Source organism: Clostridium sp. KNHs205, assembly GCF_000702945.1.
Lineage (GTDB): Bacteria > Bacillota > Clostridia > Lachnospirales > Lachnospiraceae > Anaerocolumna.
Genome location: NZ_JNLE01000003.1, coordinates 3121716 through 3142881 on the forward strand (window position 1 = coordinate 3121716; position 21166 = coordinate 3142881).

16 protein-coding genes are annotated in these 21166 nt (G+C 39.3%); 10 read left to right on the forward strand and 6 right to left on the reverse strand.

The annotated features are described in order from the left end of the window. Nucleotides 1-387: 387 nt before the first annotated feature. The 9 genes from BR73_RS0112905 to BR73_RS0112945 all read left to right on the forward strand — a co-directional run bounded on the left by BR73_RS0112905 (nucleotide 388) and on the right by BR73_RS0112945 (nucleotide 12797). The gene (locus tag BR73_RS0112905; protein ID WP_033165854.1) at nucleotides 388-1080 is read left to right on the forward strand and encodes an ABC transporter ATP-binding protein; all 693 of its coding nucleotides are present in this window, start codon (nucleotides 388-390) and stop codon (nucleotides 1078-1080) included. After that, nucleotides 1077-4307, forward strand: a complete 3231-nt coding sequence (locus tag BR73_RS0112910) for an ABC transporter permease (RefSeq protein ID WP_033165855.1) — start codon at nucleotides 1077-1079, stop codon at nucleotides 4305-4307. Before BR73_RS0112905 ends, BR73_RS0112910 begins: the two co-directional genes overlap by 4 nt. Before the next feature lie 245 nt (nucleotides 4308-4552). Beyond that, entirely contained in the window at nucleotides 4553-5227 is a 675-nt protein-coding gene (locus tag BR73_RS0112915; protein ID WP_033165856.1) for an ABC transporter ATP-binding protein, read from the forward strand. Between the two features lie 11 nt (nucleotides 5228-5238). Next, nucleotides 5239-8445: an FtsX-like permease family protein gene (locus tag BR73_RS0112920; protein WP_033165857.1), complete on the forward strand. Its 3207-nt coding sequence runs from the start codon at nucleotides 5239-5241 to the stop codon at nucleotides 8443-8445. Nucleotides 8446-8562: 117 nt separating this feature from the next. Continuing rightward, on the forward strand, nucleotides 8563-8760 hold the full coding sequence (locus tag BR73_RS0112925) for a hypothetical protein (protein WP_033165858.1): 198 nt from the start codon (nucleotides 8563-8565) through the stop codon (nucleotides 8758-8760). Between the two features lie 143 nt (nucleotides 8761-8903). Then, on the forward strand, nucleotides 8904-9326 hold the full coding sequence (locus BR73_RS0112930; protein ID WP_033165859.1) for a VOC family protein: 423 nt from the start codon (nucleotides 8904-8906) through the stop codon (nucleotides 9324-9326). A gap of 62 nt (nucleotides 9327-9388) precedes the next feature. Continuing rightward, entirely contained in the window at nucleotides 9389-9799 is a 411-nt protein-coding gene (locus tag BR73_RS0112935) for a GNAT family N-acetyltransferase (protein WP_033165860.1), read from the forward strand. A 160-nt stretch (nucleotides 9800-9959) separates the two neighbouring features. After that, entirely contained in the window at nucleotides 9960-11615 is a 1656-nt protein-coding gene (gene hcp, locus BR73_RS0112940) for a hydroxylamine reductase (RefSeq protein WP_033165861.1), read from the forward strand. A 612-nt stretch (nucleotides 11616-12227) separates the two neighbouring features. Beyond that, nucleotides 12228-12797, forward strand: a complete 570-nt coding sequence (locus BR73_RS0112945; RefSeq protein ID WP_033165862.1) for a histidine phosphatase family protein — start codon at nucleotides 12228-12230, stop codon at nucleotides 12795-12797. A 326-nt stretch (nucleotides 12798-13123) separates the two neighbouring features. Here the strand turns inward: BR73_RS0112945 and BR73_RS0112950 are convergent, their stop codons facing one another. The 6 genes from BR73_RS0112950 to BR73_RS0112975 form a co-directional block, all read right to left on the reverse strand. After that, nucleotides 13124-15469, reverse strand: a complete 2346-nt coding sequence (locus BR73_RS0112950) for an ABC transporter permease (RefSeq protein WP_033165863.1) — start codon at nucleotides 15467-15469, stop codon at nucleotides 13124-13126. A gap of 1 nt (nucleotide 15470) precedes the next feature. After that, nucleotides 15471-16229 (reverse strand): ABC transporter ATP-binding protein, encoded by a 759-nt coding sequence (locus tag BR73_RS0112955; protein ID WP_033165864.1) that lies wholly within the window; start codon nucleotides 16227-16229, stop codon nucleotides 15471-15473. 228 nt (nucleotides 16230-16457) lie between these two features. After that, the gene (locus BR73_RS0112960; RefSeq protein WP_033165865.1) at nucleotides 16458-16880 is read right to left on the reverse strand and encodes a DUF2000 domain-containing protein; all 423 of its coding nucleotides are present in this window, start codon (nucleotides 16878-16880) and stop codon (nucleotides 16458-16460) included. A gap of 1 nt (nucleotide 16881) precedes the next feature. Further along, nucleotides 16882-17700 carry an AraC family transcriptional regulator gene (locus BR73_RS0112965; protein WP_033165866.1) on the reverse strand — a complete coding sequence of 273 codons (819 nt, stop codon included), beginning with the start codon at nucleotides 17698-17700 and terminating at the stop codon, nucleotides 16882-16884. Nucleotides 17701-17806: 106 nt separating this feature from the next. Next, nucleotides 17807-19078 carry a HAMP domain-containing sensor histidine kinase gene (locus tag BR73_RS0112970; protein ID WP_033165867.1) on the reverse strand — a complete coding sequence of 424 codons (1272 nt, stop codon included), beginning with the start codon at nucleotides 19076-19078 and terminating at the stop codon, nucleotides 17807-17809. Nucleotides 19079-19119: 41 nt separating this feature from the next. Then, the gene (locus tag BR73_RS0112975; protein WP_033165868.1) at nucleotides 19120-19791 is read right to left on the reverse strand and encodes a response regulator transcription factor; all 672 of its coding nucleotides are present in this window, start codon (nucleotides 19789-19791) and stop codon (nucleotides 19120-19122) included. A gap of 270 nt (nucleotides 19792-20061) precedes the next feature. On the opposite strand from BR73_RS0112975, the gene asnA reads away from it, so the two are divergent. Next, nucleotides 20062-21066, forward strand: coding sequence for an aspartate--ammonia ligase (gene asnA, locus BR73_RS0112980; protein ID WP_033165869.1), 1005 nt, complete (start codon nucleotides 20062-20064; stop codon nucleotides 21064-21066). Nucleotides 21067-21166: the final 100 nt, after the last annotated feature.

Below are 21166 nucleotides of genomic sequence, written 5' to 3' on the forward strand. Positions count from 1 at the left end.
CAAAAATATTCAGAGAATTAGGACTTCTTATACCTTGGAATTGAAGCATGAGTTCTATCTGTTATATACAATTCGCCGTCCCCTTGAGAAAAACCACCCCTTTGCCACAAAATCAAACTTATTACGTCTTATTTACGTCTTATTACATTAAATTATAACACTTATATCAGAAAAGTCCACAAACATGACTTATCACATAAAATATATGACATTTGTAACTTGTAAAATTATACTATCTTCCTGTAAGCTAATAGCATATGTTTAACTCCTGTATCTGAAATAAACTGGCAAGTCCCATAAACAGTCCCAGAGTAAAGGTAATAACTATGGTCAAACAGCTGGAACCGGATACAGGTCTTTAAAAGAAGAAAAAAGGAGTGTCTAATAGTGGAGATTGTGTTAAAAACAGTTCAGGCCGAAAGAGCCTATGGAAAGGGTGAGCTGCTGACAAAAGCTTTAATGCCCACAGATCTGGAAATTGAGAAGGGTATTTTCCATGCAATCATCGGAAAGAGCGGTTCGGGGAAATCTACTCTTTTACATATCCTTGGAGGATTGGACAAACCAACAGGCGGAAAAGTCTATTTGGAAGGTCAGAGTATGTTTGATCTAAAAGAGAAGGAGCTGGCGGTACTTCGCAGAAGAAGGATCGGCTTTGTATTCCAGTCCTTTAATTTATTATCTGAGCACACGGTCTATGAAAATATACTTATGCCCGTACATCTGGACAATCGGAAAGAAGACCGGGAGTATCTGGACAAGGTACTTAGAACTCTGGATATTACAGCGAAGCTTCCCTATTATCCTGATGAACTCTCAGGAGGAGAAAGACAGAGAGTTGCAATAGCCAGGGCTCTGGCTACAAAGCCTGCCATATTACTGGCAGATGAACCAACAGGCAACCTGGACGAAAAAACTGGAAAAGAAGTTATACAGCTGCTAAAGCAATCTGCGAAGGAATTTGGACAGACAGTGGTATTGGTAACCCATGACATGGATATTGCAGCTAATGCAGAGCGTGTAATTACAATCAGCAACGGCAGAATCACCTCCATAGCATCGGGAGGACAGCAGATATGACCTTACGGAAAATAGCAAAAAGCGGCATGAAAGGAAGAAGGAAGGATTCCTGGCTGTTAAAGCTTGTGGTATCCTTATCCTTTGCTTTTATTACAGCTGCCCTGGTATTCCAAGCCAGTATGGAGCAGACTGATATTAATCAGAAGAAGGAACTCTATGGAAGCTGGCAGGCTGCTTATCTGGGCGGAAATGAAAATACACTGAACCGTCTCAAAGGGGAGAAAGAGGTTAAGGATATCGCTTACAGTACCAGTCTGGGAACTGCCAGCAAGCTTGGAAGCGTTGGAACTTTAAGCCAGGAACTGAAAGAAGTGGGTAATTTTACACTGTATAAAGGTGAGTTTCCGAAAGCAGATAATGAGATTGCAGTTGAGTTGAATCAGTTAAGCAATGCGGGAATGGAGTTGGAGGTCGGACAGAAGTTATTGGTGGATTTTGTTACTACAATTGTAGACATTAATATTGACCAACAAGCCTATGAATTAGAATTACAGGCAATGAAAGAAGGATATACTTTAAACCGATACGGATACCATGACAATCCGAATAAACGGATTGGAGACATCAATGTCATTGTATCTACAGACTATGTATATTACTTTAAGCCTGGTGAGCCCTCTGATGAGCAAACTATTAAGACAAAAGGTTTTATGACTCATCGGGAAGTCGTAATGCAAAAGGAATTTGTAATCACAGGTATATTAAATACCTATTCTGATAAATGGGACCTGGGCGGGCATGCCGTTCCCAATGCTTTTGTTACAGTAGAAGCCGGAAAGAAACTAAGCGATGCCTTCTACAACAACAGCTATGTGGATGTCAGCTCCTACAAGCCTTCCATGAATATCTTCTTAAACCTTCACAATCTGAACACTGCTGTCATAGATAAGCTGGAAGAAAGTTATCCTGATATGAAACCGGAAGAAAATGAACAGGAGTACATAAACAGTATCTGGAGACAGCTGGCAGGACGTTTATCAAGTTCAGAGTTTGAGAAGGTGAATGACTTTTATAATGCAGGAAATGCGGAGAGCTCCGCAAGGGAGGTTTCCGCCGAAGATTCCGGACTTTTGAAATCGGAGCTTTCAAAAGCCGAAGGGTCCACTTCCAGTTTCCGAAGAAACAGCTTTACCTATCCTGATACCAGTAACTCGGTAGCACATATTATAACCTATGCAATACTAGGAATTATATTTGTTACAACGGTTTGTGCGGTATTTCAGATATTTTTAACCCAGATAAAGCGCAGAGGCAGAAAGCTTGTGCTCCTAAAATCGATTGGAGCTACGAAACTGCAGCTGACCGGAATACTTGCCTGGGAAGCTTTATTTCTGTGGTTTACTGGGTTAATCTATGGAGGACTCTCAGGGACCGGATTATCTGTACTTATTCTTACTATTATGAGACTTACCGGTAATGGCAGTATTGCTATTGCTATTCCTGGAAAGTTACTGTTAATAGGAATTGCTGTTGGCACGGTGTCTTTATTTGCCGGCGTTTTATTTCCAGCAGTAAGTGCCGTTAATATACCGCTGACGGGTACTATGGCAGAGAAGCAAAAGCATTCAGGGAAGGTCTGGAAAGCTAAGGGCAGCAAGAATGCAAAACCTGTAAAGCAGAACTTCTTACATATTACCTTGCGTTATCTTAAAAATAACAGAGGAAAAAATCTCCTTTCCTTTGCAATATCCCTGTTTATCATCAGTATATTATCGGCAACTTTGTACCTGTCTTATAATGCCTGGCAAAGATATAATAATTCTGTTATAGAGACAGGCAGGCCTGACTATACATTAAAAGCGATTTACGGAGAAAATCAGAATAAACTGCCGGAAATAGAACAGGAACTTAAGTCCATAAAAGGTGTTAAGGCAGTGGAAAGCTATAAATACGGCAAAAACCTCTTATTCTGGTATGAAGGTATAGAGAAGGATCCGCTGCTTACGGCCTTTGAGGAATTACTTCCTGATAAATTAAAGCAGGAGCATTTTTCCAGATATGTAAACGGAAGGTCAGGTCAGCCGGAGTACATAAGCAGCGCCTATTATAGTTACTATTACGGCATTGATACAAAAGCTGAATATGCACAGTCAATCTTCCATGCTGTGCAAGAGGGTACCATAGATATGGAGAAATTCAAGTCGGGAGAAGAGGTAATTCTCCTGCTGCCACTTGTAAAGGAGGGAGAAGTACAGGTTACTGAAGATACAGGTGCAGATTCCGGAATGGCAGGATATAACAGGATAAAGGCTGCAGTGGGTGTAGACAAGCGTTTTCAGTGGGTACTTGAGGAAAATAATGCTTATTATATTTCAACGGACAGAAAATATAAGCAGCTATATGATAAGGCAGCTTCTCTGAAAGCCGGAGATAAAATATATCTTTCAACGGATAAGGAGATAATTGATGAAGCCGGCAGAGTAACCGGATTTCGTACTACTGAGGTTACAATAGGCGGAATTATATACTATTTCCCTGAGAAGGGAATATGGCCTTTCTCTAACCTTAATGGAAGCTATACGGTTATCGGCTCCATGGATGGAATGGAAACCTTATATCCGAATTCCAAAATGGGACTCTTTCGAATCGGTATCGAGCAAATGACGGAAATGGTTAAGGTATTGTATCCTTCAAGCTATGGCAGGACTTTATGGAACATTACTGCTTCAGATAAAGACAATCAGGAAGTATTGGATGCTGCCCTGCTTACCTTTGCAAATAAATATGGCTTTACCCTTTATAATTATAAAGAAAGCAGCGAGAGGATGTTAGCGGAGGCACTTAACAACATATTAATTATTGCTCTACTGGGAGGGATAACCTCTGTTATAGCACTCATTGCTTTTTATAATACGGCAGTATCCAAAATGGAGCAGGAGAAGAATCGTATCGGAATACTGCAAGCCCTTGGAGTGACCAGGCATCAGTTTACCTGTCAATACCTGCTGCAGGGCCTGGTACAGGGGGTGACAGCTGCTGCCCTTGCAAATGCGGGAGTTCTGCTGGTACTGCTTTTGGTTACCGTAGGCACACTTAAGCTTTCTATTGGCAGTTTTTCTGTACTGATGGAAGCATTGATGGCAGACAAATTGTGGTTGTTTCCTTGGTTAATCCATCTTTGTATTAATCTTGTGTTTGTGGCAGTTACAGCAATACTGCAAGCAATACCGGCCATACGAATAGCCAGACAGTACCCCGTTGAGAATATACGAAGTCTTGGAAGATAGGTCAGGTAGTGATAAATAAATAAGCCAATACAGGTAAAACAGCCAGAATAGTGTAAGTGCTAATCTGGCTGTTTTTTATTGTGGTTACTCTGGAATTATTAGAGATTGATTAAAAATTAACATTTTGTTTTATAAAACTTGATAAATAGACCATAAATATGTAAACTAGTACATGTGTTAAATTCTTACTTTTAACCCATGTATTTACATTTTGAATTCTGATCAAACAAAAGGAGTGTTAAACAGTGGAGAGAGTATTAAAAACAGTACAGGCCGAAAGATCCTATGGTAAAGGAGAGCTTGAAACGAAAGCCTTAAAGGCCACGGATTTAGAAATTGAAAAAGGCGTCTTTCATGCAATTATAGGAAAAAGTGGTTCCGGTAAATCCACTCTTTTACATATCCTGGGGGGATTGGACAAACCGACAGGCGGAAAAGTATATCTGGAAGGGCAGAGCATGTTCGATTTAAAAGAAAAGGAACTTGCAGTCCTTAGAAGAAGGAGAATAGGATTTGTCTTTCAGTCTTTTAATCTGCTGTCTGAACATACGGTACTTGAAAATATACTGATGCCGGTTCACCTGGATAACCGGATAGAAGACACAGAGTATCTCAATAAAGTATTGGAAACTCTGGATATAACAGGAAAACTGCCCTACTATCCCGATGAACTCTCAGGCGGTGAGCGCCAAAGAGTTGCAATAGCAAGGGCACTTGCTACAAAGCCTGCCATATTACTGGCAGATGAACCAACAGGCAACCTGGATGAAAATACCGGAAAAGAAGTGATTCGCCTGTTAAAACAATCTGCGAAAGAATTTGGTCAGACAGTGGTACTTGTAACCCATGATATGGAAATAGCCGCCAATGCAGAACGTGTTATTACAATCAGTAACGGCAGTATTACCTCAATTGAATAGGAGGTATTGCTATGAATTTAAGAGAGATTGCAAGAAATGGTATGAAAGGAAGAAAGAAGGATTCTCTGCTATTAAAGCTGGTGGTATCCTTGTCCTTTGCATTTATAACAGCAGGTCTGATATTTCAGGCCAGCATGGAAGCAACAAAAACAGAACAGAAGAAGCAGTTGTATGGCAGCTGGCAGGCTGCATATCTGGATGGTGATGAAGCTACTTATAAAAAGCTTAGAAAAGATAAGGAAGTCAGGGACCTCACCTTTACCAGTGAGATAGGAAGAACCACCAAACTTGGTACTGTCGGAACAATGAGCAGGGAGTTTCTCCAGATGGGAGGCTTCTCTCTTTATAAAGGAGAGCTTCCGAAAGCAGATAATGAAATAGCAGTAGAATTAAACCAGTTAAGCAGTGCGGGACTGGAACTTGAGGTTGGGCAGAAGTTGCTGCTGGACATTGCGGTAGTAACAGTAGATAAGAATATAAACGAGGAAATCAACAAGAATTTACAAACAGAGTATTATAATTCATACTTTGAACCGGATGCCCTAATACGATATGGCTATCATGATAATCCGAGCAGGAGGATAGGGGACACTAATGTAATAGTTTCAACCGATTATGTATTTTACTTTCGAAAAGGTGAACCTTCTGATGAAAAGACCATAAAAGAGAAAGGACTTATTATCCATCAGGAGGTAGTGCTTCAGAAGGAATTTACGATAACAGGTATTATAAACACCTATTCAGATAAGTGGGATCTGGGAGGACACAGTGTTCCCAGCGCTTTTGTCACAGAAGCCGCCGGGGACAGATTGTTAGAGGATTTTAGAAATAATAGCTTTATTGATGTAAGCGCATATAAGATTCCCCTGGACCTGTTTTTTAACCTGAAACATCTTACTGCTGATACTGTCAGTAAGATGGCTGAAAAGTATCCCAGCCCAGAAGTAGAAAGCGAGGATATGACAGCCTTATACAACAGGGTGTGGTTAAATATCAAGAAAGCTATTACGCCGGAGGACAGGGATAAGATTAAAGAATACTATAGTAATATACAGGTGGAGCCTTCCAAGGAGGATACCGGTCTTACCAAAGATTCAGTGAGTGAAGATTCTACCTCTAATTTCAGAAGAAACAGCTTTACTTATCCGGATACCAGTAATTCAGTAGAACACCTGATTACCTTTGCTGTTCTTGGTATTATCTTTGTCACAACTGTATGTGCTGTATTCCAGATCTTTTTAACCCAGATAAGAAGAAGGAGCCGAAAATTGGTTTTGCTAAAATCAATTGGTGCCACAAAAGGACAGCTGTTACGAATCCTATTCTGGGAAGCAGTATATCTTTGGAGAACAGGACTTCTGATGGGGGTACTGGGAGGTTCCCTGCTGTCAATCCTTATATTGTGCGGAATGAAACTGTTTGGCAACGGGAAGCTTGTAATTGATATCCCTTCAGAGCTTCTCCTACTGGGGATATTAGTCGGAAGCATATCATTATTTGCCGGTGTTTTACTGCCTGCAGTCAGTGCCGTTAACGTACCGTTAACTGGAACACTGGTAAAGAAGCAAAAGCATAGCAAAGCCGTATACCATGGGAAGCAGAGAAGAAGAAAACCGGAGAAACAGAATTTCTTTCATATAACACTTCGTTATTTAAAGAACAACAGGGGAAGAGGATTACTGGCTTTTGCAATTTCTGTGTTTATCATAAGTATCCTAACTGCCTCTCTCTATCTTTCTTATAATTCCTTTTCCAGGTACAGGGATAGTGTCCAGGAAAACGGAAGACCCGATTATACCATGAGAGCGGTGTACGGTGAGAATCAGAATAAATTACCGGATATAAAAGCTGAACTTATGCAGATAAAGGGTGTAAAAGCAGTTGAGAACTTCAAGTTTGGCAAGAAATTGTTATTCTGGTATGAGGGTTATAAAGAGGATACTATATTAAAGGCTTTCGAAGATCAACTTCCAAATGAGCTGAAACAGGAGCATTTTAGTAAATATGTTTCCGGAACGGCTGATCAGCCGGAGTATATCAGCGATGCTTACTACTCTTATTATTATGGAATAGATACAGAGTCTGAAAGCGGAAAGAAGCTGCTTGCTGCTGTTACAGAAGGTACTGTTGACAGGGAGAAGTTTAAGACAGGGGAAGAAGTGATTCTTATGGTTCCTCTGTCAAAGGAAGGAAAGTTAGAGGCTTCTGCTGACAGTCTTACGGAATATGAGAAGGTAAAAGCAGCGGTTGGGTTGGACAAACGAATGTCCTGGCTGCTTAAGAAGAACAAAATATATTATACTTCCCTGGACAGGAGATACAAAGAACTATACCAATCAGAAAGCCAATTAAAACCCGGTGATACCCTGTACTTATCCACTGATCGGGAAAAGATAGGGGAGGAGGAAAGAATTATCGGCTTTAATACAGCGAAGGTTAAAGTAGGCGGTATCATTCACTATTTCCCAGAGGGCGGCAGCTGGCCTTTCTCTGATTTAGTCCCTTACTACACAGTAATTGGTTCTATGGATGGTATGGAGGTTATGTATCCTAATTCCAAGATGGGATTGTTCCGGGTGAATCTGGAGCAGATGACGGAAATGATTAAGATTCTGTATCCTACGGCTTACGGAAGAACCTTATGGAATATAACCGCGGAGGATAAAGAGAATCCGGAGGTATTGGATGCTGCATTGCTGGCATTTGCCAATAATAAAGGCTTAACCTTGTATAATTACAGGGAGAGCAGTGAAAGAATGCTGGGAGAAGCACTTAATAATACCATGATAATAAGCTTACTGGGATTGATATCATCAGTTATAGCATTAATTGCCTTTTATAATACTTCTGTATCAAAAATGGAACAGGAGAGAAACCGTATTGGTATCTTACAATCCATGGGAGTTACCAAAGGCCAGTTTGCAAGACAATATCTCTTACAGGGTATTATTCAGGGGGCAGCTGCCGTAATAGTCGCCAGTGCCGCCATGCTGCTGTTATTAGGTACAGTTACTGCGGTGACATCAGATGTTCCGCTGAGTAATCTAAAGGAACTTGTAAATCAGGTAATAGCAGACAGGTTATGGTTATATCCTTGGAAACTCCATGGGGCAGTAGGTCTGATTTTTATTGCTTTGGTAACGATACTTCAACTGATTCCTGCTATGGCAATTGCTAGGCAGTATCCGGTTGATAATATCAGAAGTCTGGGAAGATAATATTTTTATTTGGATTTAGTAGAAAAGTGCGTAACTGAATGTTGATTTGTAAAATTGTAAGAAAATCAATAAATATCGCAAGGGCACACAGGACAGCCCGCAAAATATGGAGGTATTATGAAGAATTATATAGTTTATATGTTGGAAGCCTGGGGCTTTTGTGTTATGGTGTATATATTTGATAAATTAAATCTGAATGTTTTCAATACCAAAGGTCTACTCCTAATGGTTTGTGTATGGGCCATAGGACATGTAAGTGTAAAATATGTGGTTGAGAAAATAATGAAAGAGCGCAATAACAATAAACAGAACTAATAAACAGCTCTTTATTTCTTGATATATAAGTCTTGATATATAAGCTTGATATATAAGTCTTGATATATTAAGTCTTTATATATTAAGTACTGATATATTGAGTCTTGTTATATTAAGTTAATAAATGATATAAGGAGAGCATTATGCTGCAATCATTAATACATGTTGCAATAGTTGTAAGGGATTACGATGAGGCTATTGAGTTCTATACAAAGAAACTGCATTTTACCTTAATTGAAGACACCTATCAGCCTGAACAGGATAAACGCTGGGTGGTGATATCACCTCCCGGTTCTACTGGTTGTACGCTGTTATTAGCCAAAGCCTCCAAACCAGAACAGGAACCGTTTATCGGAAATCAGGCTGGCGGGCGAATTTATTTGTTTCTTGGTACCGATGACTTTTGGCGTGATTATGAGGAAATGAGTTCAAAGGGGATTGTGTTTGTAAGAGAACCCAAGGAACAGCCCTATGGTATTGTTGCAGTGTTCAAAGACTTGTATGGTAATCTATGGGATTTGGTACAATTCAAAGAAGGACATCCTATGTACAGCAGAGTTCTATGAAAAATTATATTTGGTTAAAGTAGTACAGTAATAAATAAAACAAAGAAATGAGGCAATATATTATGAAATTTATTATTGAACAATTAAATGGGGAACAGCTTGAAATTATAGAAAATAACCTTGAAGCTTATGATAAAAATTACATAACCTATAAAATTGATGGTGATATTCACCTGGGGGCTTTTTCTGAAGGTGAATTAGTAGGCGGAATTGATGCCTGTATGACAGCATTTCATATCCTGTATGTATCCACTTTGTTTGTAGAGGAAGCCCATAGGGGAAAAGGTATAGGAAAGGCGCTGCTTCAGGAAACCGAGAAGCAGGCGAAAGCACTTGGAGCGAATATGATTCGTCTCGATACCTTTGACTGGCAGGGCAGGGATTTCTACCTTGCTTTAGGGTATGAACAGGTGGGAAGCTATACCAACGATATCGATGGATTTTCAGAGTATTTTTTTCTTAAGAGAATTTAATTTAAAGAATTAATCAATTAAATTAACAAAATTTAATTTTAGAACCAGAATTATTAGATTTTGGGAGCGAATCAATTGGCAGCAACCATATTAATAGCATATTCCAATACATTACAGGAAATACTAGGAGGAAAATAGTATTTTAGTAAGGAGTATCAATATGGATAATTCGATGTTTTGTTATCAGTGTGAACAGACCTTTGGTGGGAAAGGATGTACAAAAGGAGGTGTCTGCGGAAAGACACCGGAGATAGCTAATCTTCAGGATCTGCTGATCTATCAGTTAAAGGGAATTTCCTGTTATGCCAGGCCATTAATTGAAGAAGGCAAAAAGATTGACAAAGGGATTGTAAAGTTTGTGGAAAACTCTTTGTTTACCACCTTAACGAATGTGAACTTTGATGTGCAGTCACATGTGGAACTCCTTAAGGAATCACAGCAGATAAAGGAAGCTATCAGGGAGCAGGCACCTCAGGGTCAGTATCATGATTCAGCTACCTATAATCTTAGCGGCTCCAAGGAAGATATGCTAAAGGATTCTGTAAAGGCCGGAATTATGTATGACCAGGACCTGGATGAAGATATCCGTTCCTTGCGCTCAACTATTCTATACGGTTTAAAAGGTATCAGTGCGTATGGACACCAGGCGAGATTTATCGGGCATCAAAATGACCAGGTAGACCACATCTATTTTTTAGGTCTGGAAGCAACGACGAACAGCAAATTGACAGTTGAGGAACTTATCCGTATGACAATGCGTATTGGAGAAATGAGTGTACAGGTTATGAATGTTTTAGATGAGGCCAACACCTCAAGATTTCAGAATCCTTCCGCTCATAAGGTCAATGTAAATGTTAAAAAAGGACCTTTTATCATTGTATCCGGGCATGATCTTCATGATCTTGAAATGCTTCTGGAGCAGACTAAGGGCAAAGGAATCAATATCTATACCCATGGTGAAATGCTGCCTTCCCATGGATATCCGGAACTCAAGAAATATAAACATCTGGTTGGAAATTATGGATCCGCCTGGCAGAATCAGCAGAAGGAATTTGATGCAATACCAGGTTGCATCTTAATGACCACCAATTGCTTAATGAAACCCAGAGACAGCTATAAAGACAGAATTTATTCTACAAATGTAGTTGGATGGGACGGAGTAGAACACATTGATGAGAAAGAAGATGGAACCAAGGATTTCAGCCAGATTATTGAGAAAGCTTTGGAACTGGGAGGTTTTAAAGAGGATGAAAAGAAACATGAAATCCTGGTTGGTTTCGGACATCATGAGACCTTATCCCATGCTCCTGAAATTGTGAAGGCAGTAAAAGATGGGGTAATCAGGCATTTCTTTGTTATTGGCGGATGTGACGGTGCAAAACCCGGAAGGAGCTATTACACAGAACTGGCTCAAAAGGTACCGAATGATTGTGTTATCCTCACCCTGGCCTGCGGCAAATACCGTTTTAATAAACTGGATTTCGGAACAGTTGCCGGCTTGCCCAGACTGCTGGATGTAGGGCAGTGCAACGATACCTTTTCGGCTATCAGAATTGCCACGGCATTGGCAGACGCTTTTGAAACAGATGTAAATGCATTACCTTTATCCATTTTACTTTCCTGGTATGAGCAAAAAGCCTTAGCAGATTTGCTGGCACTCTTATCATTAGGAGTCAAAGATATATTTTTAGGACCAAGCCTGCCGGCCTTTTTATCACCAAATGTATTTCAGTATTTGAATGATACATTTAATATAAGACCTATCAGTACACCTGAGGATGATTTGAAATTTGCTTTAAAGCAGGCTGTTTTATAATAGAAAAGAGATTAGTGAGTATATAGTAAGGCTTTTAAACAGAAGTGTGTTTCTAAAAATAATTATGTTAGATTATCTCTGGTAAAAAGTATTATAACTATATCATATTTTTTCAATAAGTGTGGTTTGTAAAATTCGGATTTTTATACAATAATATAAGAAAGCAAAAAACCTGGTCACATCAATATTATGCTGCCAGGTTTTTTAGCATATATTTGTAAAACTGTAAAAGCTACGAAGCCATAGTAGTTGATGTGAGGCAATTGTTCAATACTTGAAAATTGGCTCTCATGTATAGTGAATAATTGGTGAAGAGGATGGCAATATCCTTTCAGTTATTGTATAATTAATATAAGCTTTTAATTCAACTCTTTTATTTAGTATGGAGGCATATGGAAGGAAAGCTATTATGGTTTTATTTTAACTGATCAGACATGGACTAAAAATGGAGAGATAATTGAATGCCAGTATGAAATCGGACAACCGGATTGTGAATATTCATTTTCGTAAAGTTGTTACAGTATAGTGTGACGTTAATAAGAAGATTTCGAACACGCAGAATTGTGCCTGCTACCCATAATTTGCAGGCTATAAGAAAGGCATGGTTATTAAATGACATTATATCTAATCAGACATGGTCAGACAGACTGGAATGTTGCCGGAAGAATACAGGGCAGCCATGACAGTGAATTGAATGAAAATGGAAGAAAGCAGGCCAGAAAACTTGGAGAAACTATTCTGGAGTCTCAAATCGAATTATCCGCTATTTATACTAGTCCACAGAAAAGAGCGCATAAAACAGCGGAGTTGATTGGCAGTATTACAGATAAGCCGGTAATACCCTTAAAGGGGCTGGAGGAGATTAATCTTGGTTTATGGGAAGGATTGACCTGGAAAGAAGTGGAGCATAACTATCCCGAGGAATATGGTCAATGGTTTGAAAACCGCAGATATGCCAAAGCACCTGGAGGAGAGTCCTATGATGAGATGCTTAAGAGAGTTCTTTCAGCTCTGCGTACCATTACCTCTGCTCATAATGATAAAGCTGCAGTGGTAACCCATGGAGGTGTAATTATGTGCCTGCAATGTTATCTAACAGATACACCATTCCATGAAATGAGGAAATTTAAAGCTAAGAATACCTGCATTCTTGAAATTGACAGCAGCCAGCTTGAGAAATGATGAAAAAATCAGTGTTAGAATGAAAAAATGATAGTATTATAAAATTATGATAAATAAACAAATGAGTCTCAATCAATGATTAAAATCTCAAAGGAATTCCTAGAAAAGTGTTGTTATCATGTAACTTCCTATAGTGCTTTTAAATTTATGAAATACCAGTTAGTTGTATTTTATACAATCTAAAAGTAAAGCACCAGAGATAGGTTAAGTCTCATTCAGTATCAACGTTTTAATATGAATTCCTTTGTTATGTTATTAAGTGTATTTTTATTATATTTTAATTTACTCACCAGTCAGCAGATAAGTCCTTATTTTCCAGGTATTAATTACTCACTGACCAGTATATAAGGTGATATCTTTCGAATACGTAAAGCAATAACCAAAGAGATAAAATACGAGAAGATAATGATGCTAATACCCAGCAAGGTGGTGAAGAGATAGGAAGGCGGCATGGAAGCTGTCATAATACCCATGCTTTGCACCAAAGCTACAAACAGTGAATTAAAGCCCAGATTGCCCAAGGTACAGCCTATAACAACACCGGAAATAATAGCAGGAGTGAAACTTATTGCAATTTGGTTCATTAACTGAAAGGATGTAAAGCCGACAGCTTTTTGGATACCAAATTCCTGCCGCCTGCGAAGTATGGAGGTCTTTAACACCAGGTACAATACCAGCACTACAACCAGGAAAGTTATGATGGTTATAACCACCGAAATAGAGGCTAACACAGAGCCATAGACTCCCAGCTGTACTTCGATGAGCTTTGCCATATCAAGAATATTGGAAAAAAGTGCACCGTCTTTTGCTTTGAATTCGTCTATAAGCTTAGCAGTATCCTCGGTATTTTTGAGATAGACATAGATACGGTCGGGAACAAATTCGGGATACAGCTTTTTCATGCCTTTTGTTGTCATTGCCAAACCATAACCATTATCATTCAGACTCTGTATCAAACCTGTGACCAGATATTCCCGCTTCTGCCCGTTATAGGTCACGGAAACCTTATCCCCAATGTTTTTACCGGACTGCAGGGAGGAGGCTCCGCTTAAAGCAATCTCATTATCATGTCTCGGGAAACGTCCTTTGTATAACATCTTACCTTCTGTCAGAGAAAAATCCTCACTAATGTAATTTTGTGCATTGTATCCGTCAATTAGAACAGAACGTGAGGAATAGAAGATGGCTTTTCTGACCCTGTCGGAGTTTTTTAAGTCTGAAAGAACCTTTGCAGAGTCTTCGGGGTTCTTCATGACAAAAGTTGCATCCGGCACTTCACCGGCAATCAGACCTGCAAAAGCTCCGGGGTGGAGTCCTACATTAAAATAGATGGAGAGTACAGAAGCTGCAGCAAAAGTAATACCTGTAATAACAGCAGCAACCATTATCATTTGCTTAAGGTTATGATAAATATTCTTAATTGCAAGCAGAAGGGTTATCTTACCAGGTGAGCGGTCAAGCGGCAGGGGATTACGCTTAAAGTTATGAGTGGAAATACCGCCTCTTAGTGCTGTCAAGGGATGCATCTTTCTTATTCTTATGGAGGTTAAAGCCGTATCAAAAAGTATTGCACATACAATGATTAACACGGTAATTCCGCTGGCTCTCAGATCAAAGCCCTGGTTCCAGACAAAAGCGGTCTGAGGTTCTAAGAGGTTTGATATTAAAGGCAGGACAGAGTACGAGGTACTGACACCAAGAAGAACACCAACAGCGGCTATACTCCCAAATTGCAGAATCATGGAGAGAATTATCTGCCTGCTTAAATAACCCATAGCTTTTAATACGCCAATATTTACAATGCTTTCTTCAATACTGCTGTGTATTCGAAAGCGAATTACTATAAGGCTGACAAGAAGAATAACGGCTGCAAGTGCCACCAGGATCATAGAGGTTATATTTGAGAGAAAGGTTCTGCTGTTCTTTACTGCTTCATAGGAGATATTGTTATTAAAGATATCATTATTACCACTTTTTTCATAATAAAATTTGTTGGTATAATCCTTTATGAGAATGCCGGATAATTTCGGCTCCTCCATACGAACGGTATGCAGAACAGATACGGACAAAGGTATCAGCTGCTTTAAGTTCTCATAACCCTCGTCCGACAGATAAAAGCGGTACCACTGAATCGTACTTGAACCGAAATAGGCTTCTTCGGTAAAACCTGCAACCTTGTAATGATACTCGTTTCCCTGCACAGTAACATAAAAATCATCTCCCAGATTAATTTGTCCACCTGTTTTCATAATGTATGGGAGATAAATAGAGGACTCGTTAAGAGGTAAGGATTCGCCTATTAATTTAAGAGGATTCATTATCTGCGGCTCACTGGCCTTTACCATCATGAACAGCCCTGGTATAACATCTCCGTTAAATTTGATGTCTGCATTTGCTGCCAGCAGCTCATGGCTTTCGGTGGCAGTAACACCGGGATAGTTCTTCAGATAACCGAGTTCTTCCTCTATATAAGGATTGGGGACTTCTAAAAAAGCAGCATGAGGAGCGTAGAGTTCTTCACTTTTTTCATCAAATAGCTTGCTGAAGTTAAGCAGCAGCAGAAGTCCTGCGTTGAGAAGAAAACCTGCCAGAAATACAACCAAGAGAAGGCTTACCGCCTGACTTTTGTTCTTTCTGATATGAGAAAATGCGAGCATTAAGACTTTGTTCATCCTACCACCCCATTTCCTTTAAGAAGGAGAGTAAGGCTGTATTCCGGTTTTCATCTTCTCCCCTGTAGGTACCAAGATTACATTCACCGCAGACAGAACCGTCTTTCAGATAAATGATACGGCTTCCGCGTAATGCTGATTTCAGGTCATGGGTAACCATTATAATACTTTGACCTTTTTCGTTTACTTCCGTTAGTACATTAAGAACGGCAATGCCGGATGAGGAATTTAAAGCACCGGTGGGTTCATCGGCAAAAAGTATCCCTGGATTATTGATCAAAGCCCTTACGATACCACATCTTTGTGCTTCACCGCCTGAAAGCTGGGAGGGAAACTTATGCCATACATTTTCATTCAGACCTACTGCTGACAACAGTTTCCTGGCTCTTTCCGCAATTTCCTTTTTATTGCCTGACAGCAGCAGACCACAGGCAATGATATTATCCATAACACTCATATTATCCAGCAGGTAGATCTGCTGAAAGACAAAACCACAGTTTTTACGCCTGAAGATTGCCAGCTTGTCATTGCTTAAGCCGGTAATCTCCTGGTTACCAAAATATATCTCTCCAAGCGTCGGTTTATCCATGCCGGAAAGAGCATATAGAAGAGTAGATTTTCCGGCACCTGAGGAACCCATTATAACCGTAAAATCTCCGTTATATATTTCTAAATCCAGATTTTTAAGAATGTGTTGCTGCATTCCTCCGTTGGAAAAGGTCTTACTAAGTTTGCTGGTTTTCAAAACAGCCCGTTGCATATTTTATCCTCCTGTTAATTTCTTCTCTTATGATAGCACATGGACTTTTAACCAGTCTTTATCCAATCCTTAACCAGTTCTTAAATATCTGGTACGAGTATTGTTTATTTCTTAATAATAGTGTCTTTTTTGGTATATGCATAAATTTCACTTAATCCAGTGCTGGAAACTGCGAGTCATTTTTACAGGAGAAAATTCTGCAGATAAATATACGCAAGGTGCATTTACTTATCTTAAAAGCGGCATGGAGCCTGTAAGCTTGTTTACTTTTTTCTTATTTCCGTAGATTGCAACTCCAAAGTAATTGTGATTTTCTTCTTCGGTGACAGCTGCTTTTGAAACATATTCACTGTAAATATTGCAGCTTTGTGCAACATCGGAAAAGTCTACTACTAAAAGGTCGTTAAATTCTGAGTCATATAACCTTTTTCTTAAACTTTTCAATATTACATTATCGCCACGCAGCATACTGACAGGAATAGTGGTTATACCTAAATGTACCTGGCTTGAACCGTCAACAACATCTTCCCCTACCAGTTCCGGAAACTGTTTCCCCAGTGTTATCCCTAGAATAGAAGCTGTATTTGCCATAATTCCCGTAGGAAGTTCAGAATCTATAACCATAACACATTTCATATTAGAATCAATCATTTCAAATCTCCTTAAAAATATTCATGTATTGCTTCGGGGTCAGACCTATAAATTTTTTAAAGAAGTTTGAAAAATGGCTTTGGTCGGTAAAACCCGTCTGCAGCGCAACCTCAATCGGCAGTATACCTTGTTCTAATAGTTTTCTGGCTTTACCGATGCGTATGGTTTCCAGATAACTATAAGGAGAAATCCCTTTCTGCCTGGTGAAGGAACGCAGTAAATAGTATTTACTGAACCCGGTTAAAGAACAGAGGTCTTCTAAATTGATGCTGTCTGCAAAATGCTTTTCCAGGTAGTCGCAGACTGCCTTTATTTCTGCACTTGGTTCTGCAGCAGGTTTTGTTACGTCCTGTTCTGTATATTCTTCCAATAACTGCTCCAGCAGAAAGAGGAAAAGCTCCTCTTTTCTAAAATCCGTTTCCTCCTGCATAATCATCTGGTGCAGTTCCGTTAATAATGGAACCAGTTCACTATGAAAAATAACATGGGAGGTAAAATAAGGCATAATCTCGCTGCCGGTAATTTCATATACTGCTTTACTCATAACTTCCGGCTGGATATTGATGCAGCGGTAATCGAGTGTTTTTCCATCGATTTGCTCACAGGTATGGTTATCAAGAGGATTAAATATTACAAAATCTCCAGGCTCGACGGTATATTCCCTATTTTTACAGAGGAGATAACGTTTGCCTTTTTCTATAAAACCAATTACATAGTATTCATGAAAATGATTTGGGAATTTCTGCATGATTCCTTGAAAATGATAGGCTTCCACTTTTAGCCTGGAATCATATTTTACAGTTCTTGTTTCCTGCTTCATTACTTGCGTCTCCTTTCCTGAATCTGAAAGTTAGTTTATCACAAGCCCTAATGGCATTCTTGTACGATATTGCCCTGATAATTGTTATATTGCTTCATCTTACGGATTATGCAAGCTTTATTATAAGCCTTGCCGTAAAGCCTTCTTTGCTGTTGGAAAATTCAAGTGAACCGCCCATCCTGTCCATAAAGTACGCAGATATATAAAGACCAATCCCTGTACCTTGTTCGGTCTTACTGTTAGTGCCACGGAAATACTTCTGAGTCAGGAGGGGTAATTCTTCTGGAAGTACACCCGGTCCGTAATCGGTTATATCAATTAATAGAGCAGAAGCCAGGTGAAAGGTTATACATATCCTGGTTCCGGCATATTTATAGGAGTTACTGATGATATTATCAAGAACCTGTGACAACCTGAGAGGGTCTGCCAGAATCAGGCATTCCGGAATCGGGCCAATATCAGCTGCTTTCTGATAATCTGCATGAAGGAGCATATCTGAAATCAGCTGACTGGAGATGGTTGAATTTGTAACTTTAAGTTCTTCTAATTCTTCTAAGGTAGCATGAAACATATTGCTTATCAACAGATTTATCTGATCGGCTTTGGCATTGATTGTCTCCAGCTGTTTCTTCGTTTTGCTATCAGTGACGGTGACAGACATTAGTTCTGAAATTGCTTTTATAGATGCCACCGGAGTCTTAATATCATGGCTTAAGGATGCCACCAGTTCTTTTTTGCTGGTGTTTGCCTTGTATTCATTTTCTTTGGCTGTAATAAGCTCTGTTCTCATCAAATCGAAACTTTCAGTAAAAGCTCCGAAAGCATTCTCTTTATCCATAGGAAGTGGAATATCAAGATTACCGGCTGCAATATTTTTTGCAAAACTGTTCAAGGTTTGAAAGGGGTTTAATATTTTCTTTTGTATAATAAGAAGAAAGACTGTTAAAGCTGATGCAAACAGGAGGCACATAAGAAGATAATCTGTTAAAAGCCGGTTTCTGAAATTTTTCCAGTGTTTATTGGAATCATTGTAGATGATAAGCTTTCCAAGGTAAATGCCATCGGGTTCATATATTGATATAATAGTATCTCTATGCCTGACAGCTGAATTTTCATCTTCTGTAATACCTGGTTTGGTAGTTCTAAGAAGACTGCCTTCTGTATCAAGAATGGTATAATCAATTCCATATAAAATACCAGGCAGGGGAGAATCCAGGTTTTTCATTGAATTCCAGTTTTCTTTTAAATTATATACAATATCATTAACAGCTACCGTGTCCAGCTGGTCGTCCGGTGCTTGTGCTGATATAATTACAGCACCCGAGATACCCAGAAATAATATCACTGTAAGGATAAGGCAGAAGTTTTTTATCTTCATTTGATCCTCATTTCTTCAATAAAGTTGACTATGGTTTTCCTTTAATCCTCAAAGATATAGCCTGTTCCCCAGATGGTACGAATATATTTGGGATTATTGGGATCATCTTCAATCTTTTCCCGTAGTCTTCGAATATGAACATTAAGGGTACCGTCACCGGTGATGGAATCACCCCAGACTCTGTCAAAGAGCTCTTCCTTTGAAATGATTCTGCTGCTGTTCCGGACAAGATAGGAGAGAAGTCTGTATTCCATGGCTTTAAAACCTAAATCCTTTCCGTCACAGAAAACTCGTTCCAAATGAAAGTTTATCGTAAACCGGCCAAAGGTCACCTCTTCTGTTTCTTTATTCTGATAGCGTTTTAAAACTGCCTTAACCTTCGCCAGAAGTACATTCAGGGAATAAGGTTTGCTAATGTAGTCATCACCGCCTATGCCAAGAGCCAGCAGGATATCATCATCACTGTTTCTGGCGCTGATAAACAGAATGGGAACATTTATATTCTCTCTTATTTTCTTACACAGGGAGAAACCGGAATCTGTTCCGAGATTTATATCAAGAAGGATTAAATCCGTCTGATTTTCTTGAAAAAACTCCAGGCAGGCAGCTGCATCTGCTACCCAGGTAGTCTTTATATCGAACATATTGAAGTATTCGCTGGTACTTTCAGATAAGGGAATTTCATCGTCGACTATGAGACAGTCGTATTTCATATTGCACCTCCGCAGGTTAAATGGATTTAGACTTTATTCTAACACAAAAAGTATAAGAAAGCATAGTGAATTATCGATGCTATGATAATACCTTACTTTAAACTCGATGATACAGATGAAAGATTTAGCTAAATTAAAACCAGCTTTTTTAATCTGGTTAATTACGATAATTAATACAACAATTTTAAAATTGCACTTGAAATATCTTTATTTATACCTATAATAGTACATAAATATGCAATTAAATGATTAAAAGGGTGGAGGTATTACATGCACTATATACCGGAGGGTTATACAAGCAAGACAACCTTAAGAGAAACGGAAACAGCTATCAAGCTGATAAAAGATTATTTTGAAAAAAAACTGGCGGAAAAACTTAATCTGACCAGAGTTTCAGCACCATTATTCGTGCTGCCGGAAACTGGACTGAATGACAATCTGAATGGAGTAGAACAACCGGTTTCTTTCGCCGGAATCGGAACTCAGAACAGAAAATGTGAGGTGGTTCAGTCCCTTGCCAAATGGAAAAGGATGGCCTTAAAGAGATACCAGTTTGACGTAGGTGAAGGTCTGTATACGGATATGAATGCAATCAGATGTGACGAGACTCTTGACAATATTCATTCCATCTATGTAGATCAGTGGGATTGGGAAAAGGTAATACGAAGAGAAGACAGGAGTATCGACACTTTAAAAAGTGCAGTCAGCAAAATTTATGAGGTGTTTTTAGAAACAGAGGAATTCGTCAGAAGCAGATTTACAAAGTTTGAAGCAAAATTACCGAAGGAAATAACCTTTATAACCAGTCAGGAGCTTGCGGACAGGTATCCGGACTTATCAGGCAAGGACAGAGAGGCAGCCCTTGTAAGAGAAAAAGGAGCCATATTTATTATGGAGATAGGCGGTAAGTTAAGAAGCGGAGAAAAACATGACGGGCGATCACCAGATTATGATGATTGGAATTTAAACGGTGACCTTATCCTTTATCACCAACTGCTGGATATTGCTTTTGAAGTATCCTCAATGGGTATCAGGGTGGATGCCGGGGCCATGGATAAGCAGCTGACCGAAGCAGCTGCGGAGGAGAGAAGAAAATTACCCTATCATCAGGATATTTTAAATGACCGTCTGCCCTTTACAATAGGAGGCGGAATCGGTCAGTCCAGAATCTGCATGTATTTTATGGATAAAGTACATATAGGTGAGGTTCAGGCATCGGTATGGGAAGATGAGATGTTAGAATATATGGCTGAAAAAGGTGTTGAAATATTATAATCAAATGTCTATGTTACATAGTTTAGGATAGTGAAAGTGCAAGGGTAATTCTTAAGGGAAGCCATTTTGCTGATTTCCCTGATTGATATTTTCACCCTGG

Coding starts and splice junctions, on each gene's coding strand:
- BR73_RS0112910 (WP_033165855.1), top strand. CDS start 1,077: ATGACCTTACGGAAAATAGCAAAAAGCGGCATGAAAGGAAGAAGGAAG.
- BR73_RS0112920 (WP_033165857.1), top strand. CDS start 5,239: ATGAATTTAAGAGAGATTGCAAGAAATGGTATGAAAGGAAGAAAGAAG.
- BR73_RS0112925 (WP_033165858.1), top strand. CDS start 8,563: ATGAAGAATTATATAGTTTATATGTTGGAAGCCTGGGGCTTTTGTGTT.
- BR73_RS0112930 (WP_033165859.1), top strand. CDS start 8,904: ATGCTGCAATCATTAATACATGTTGCAATAGTTGTAAGGGATTACGAT.
- BR73_RS0112935 (WP_033165860.1), top strand. CDS start 9,389: ATGAAATTTATTATTGAACAATTAAATGGGGAACAGCTTGAAATTATA.
- hcp (WP_033165861.1), top strand. CDS start 9,960: ATGGATAATTCGATGTTTTGTTATCAGTGTGAACAGACCTTTGGTGGG.
- BR73_RS0112945 (WP_033165862.1), top strand. CDS start 12,228: ATGACATTATATCTAATCAGACATGGTCAGACAGACTGGAATGTTGCC.
- BR73_RS0112950 (WP_033165863.1), bottom strand. CDS start 15,469: ATGAACAAAGTCTTAATGCTCGCATTTTCTCATATCAGAAAGAACAAA.
- BR73_RS0112955 (WP_033165864.1), bottom strand. CDS start 16,229: ATGCAACGGGCTGTTTTGAAAACCAGCAAACTTAGTAAGACCTTTTCC.
- BR73_RS0112960 (WP_033165865.1), bottom strand. CDS start 16,880: ATGATTGATTCTAATATGAAATGTGTTATGGTTATAGATTCTGAACTT.
- BR73_RS0112965 (WP_033165866.1), bottom strand. CDS start 17,700: ATGAAGCAGGAAACAAGAACTGTAAAATATGATTCCAGGCTAAAAGTG.
- BR73_RS0112970 (WP_033165867.1), bottom strand. CDS start 19,078: ATGAAGATAAAAAACTTCTGCCTTATCCTTACAGTGATATTATTTCTG.
- BR73_RS0112975 (WP_033165868.1), bottom strand. CDS start 19,791: ATGAAATACGACTGTCTCATAGTCGACGATGAAATTCCCTTATCTGAA.
- asnA (WP_033165869.1), top strand. CDS start 20,062: ATGCACTATATACCGGAGGGTTATACAAGCAAGACAACCTTAAGAGAA.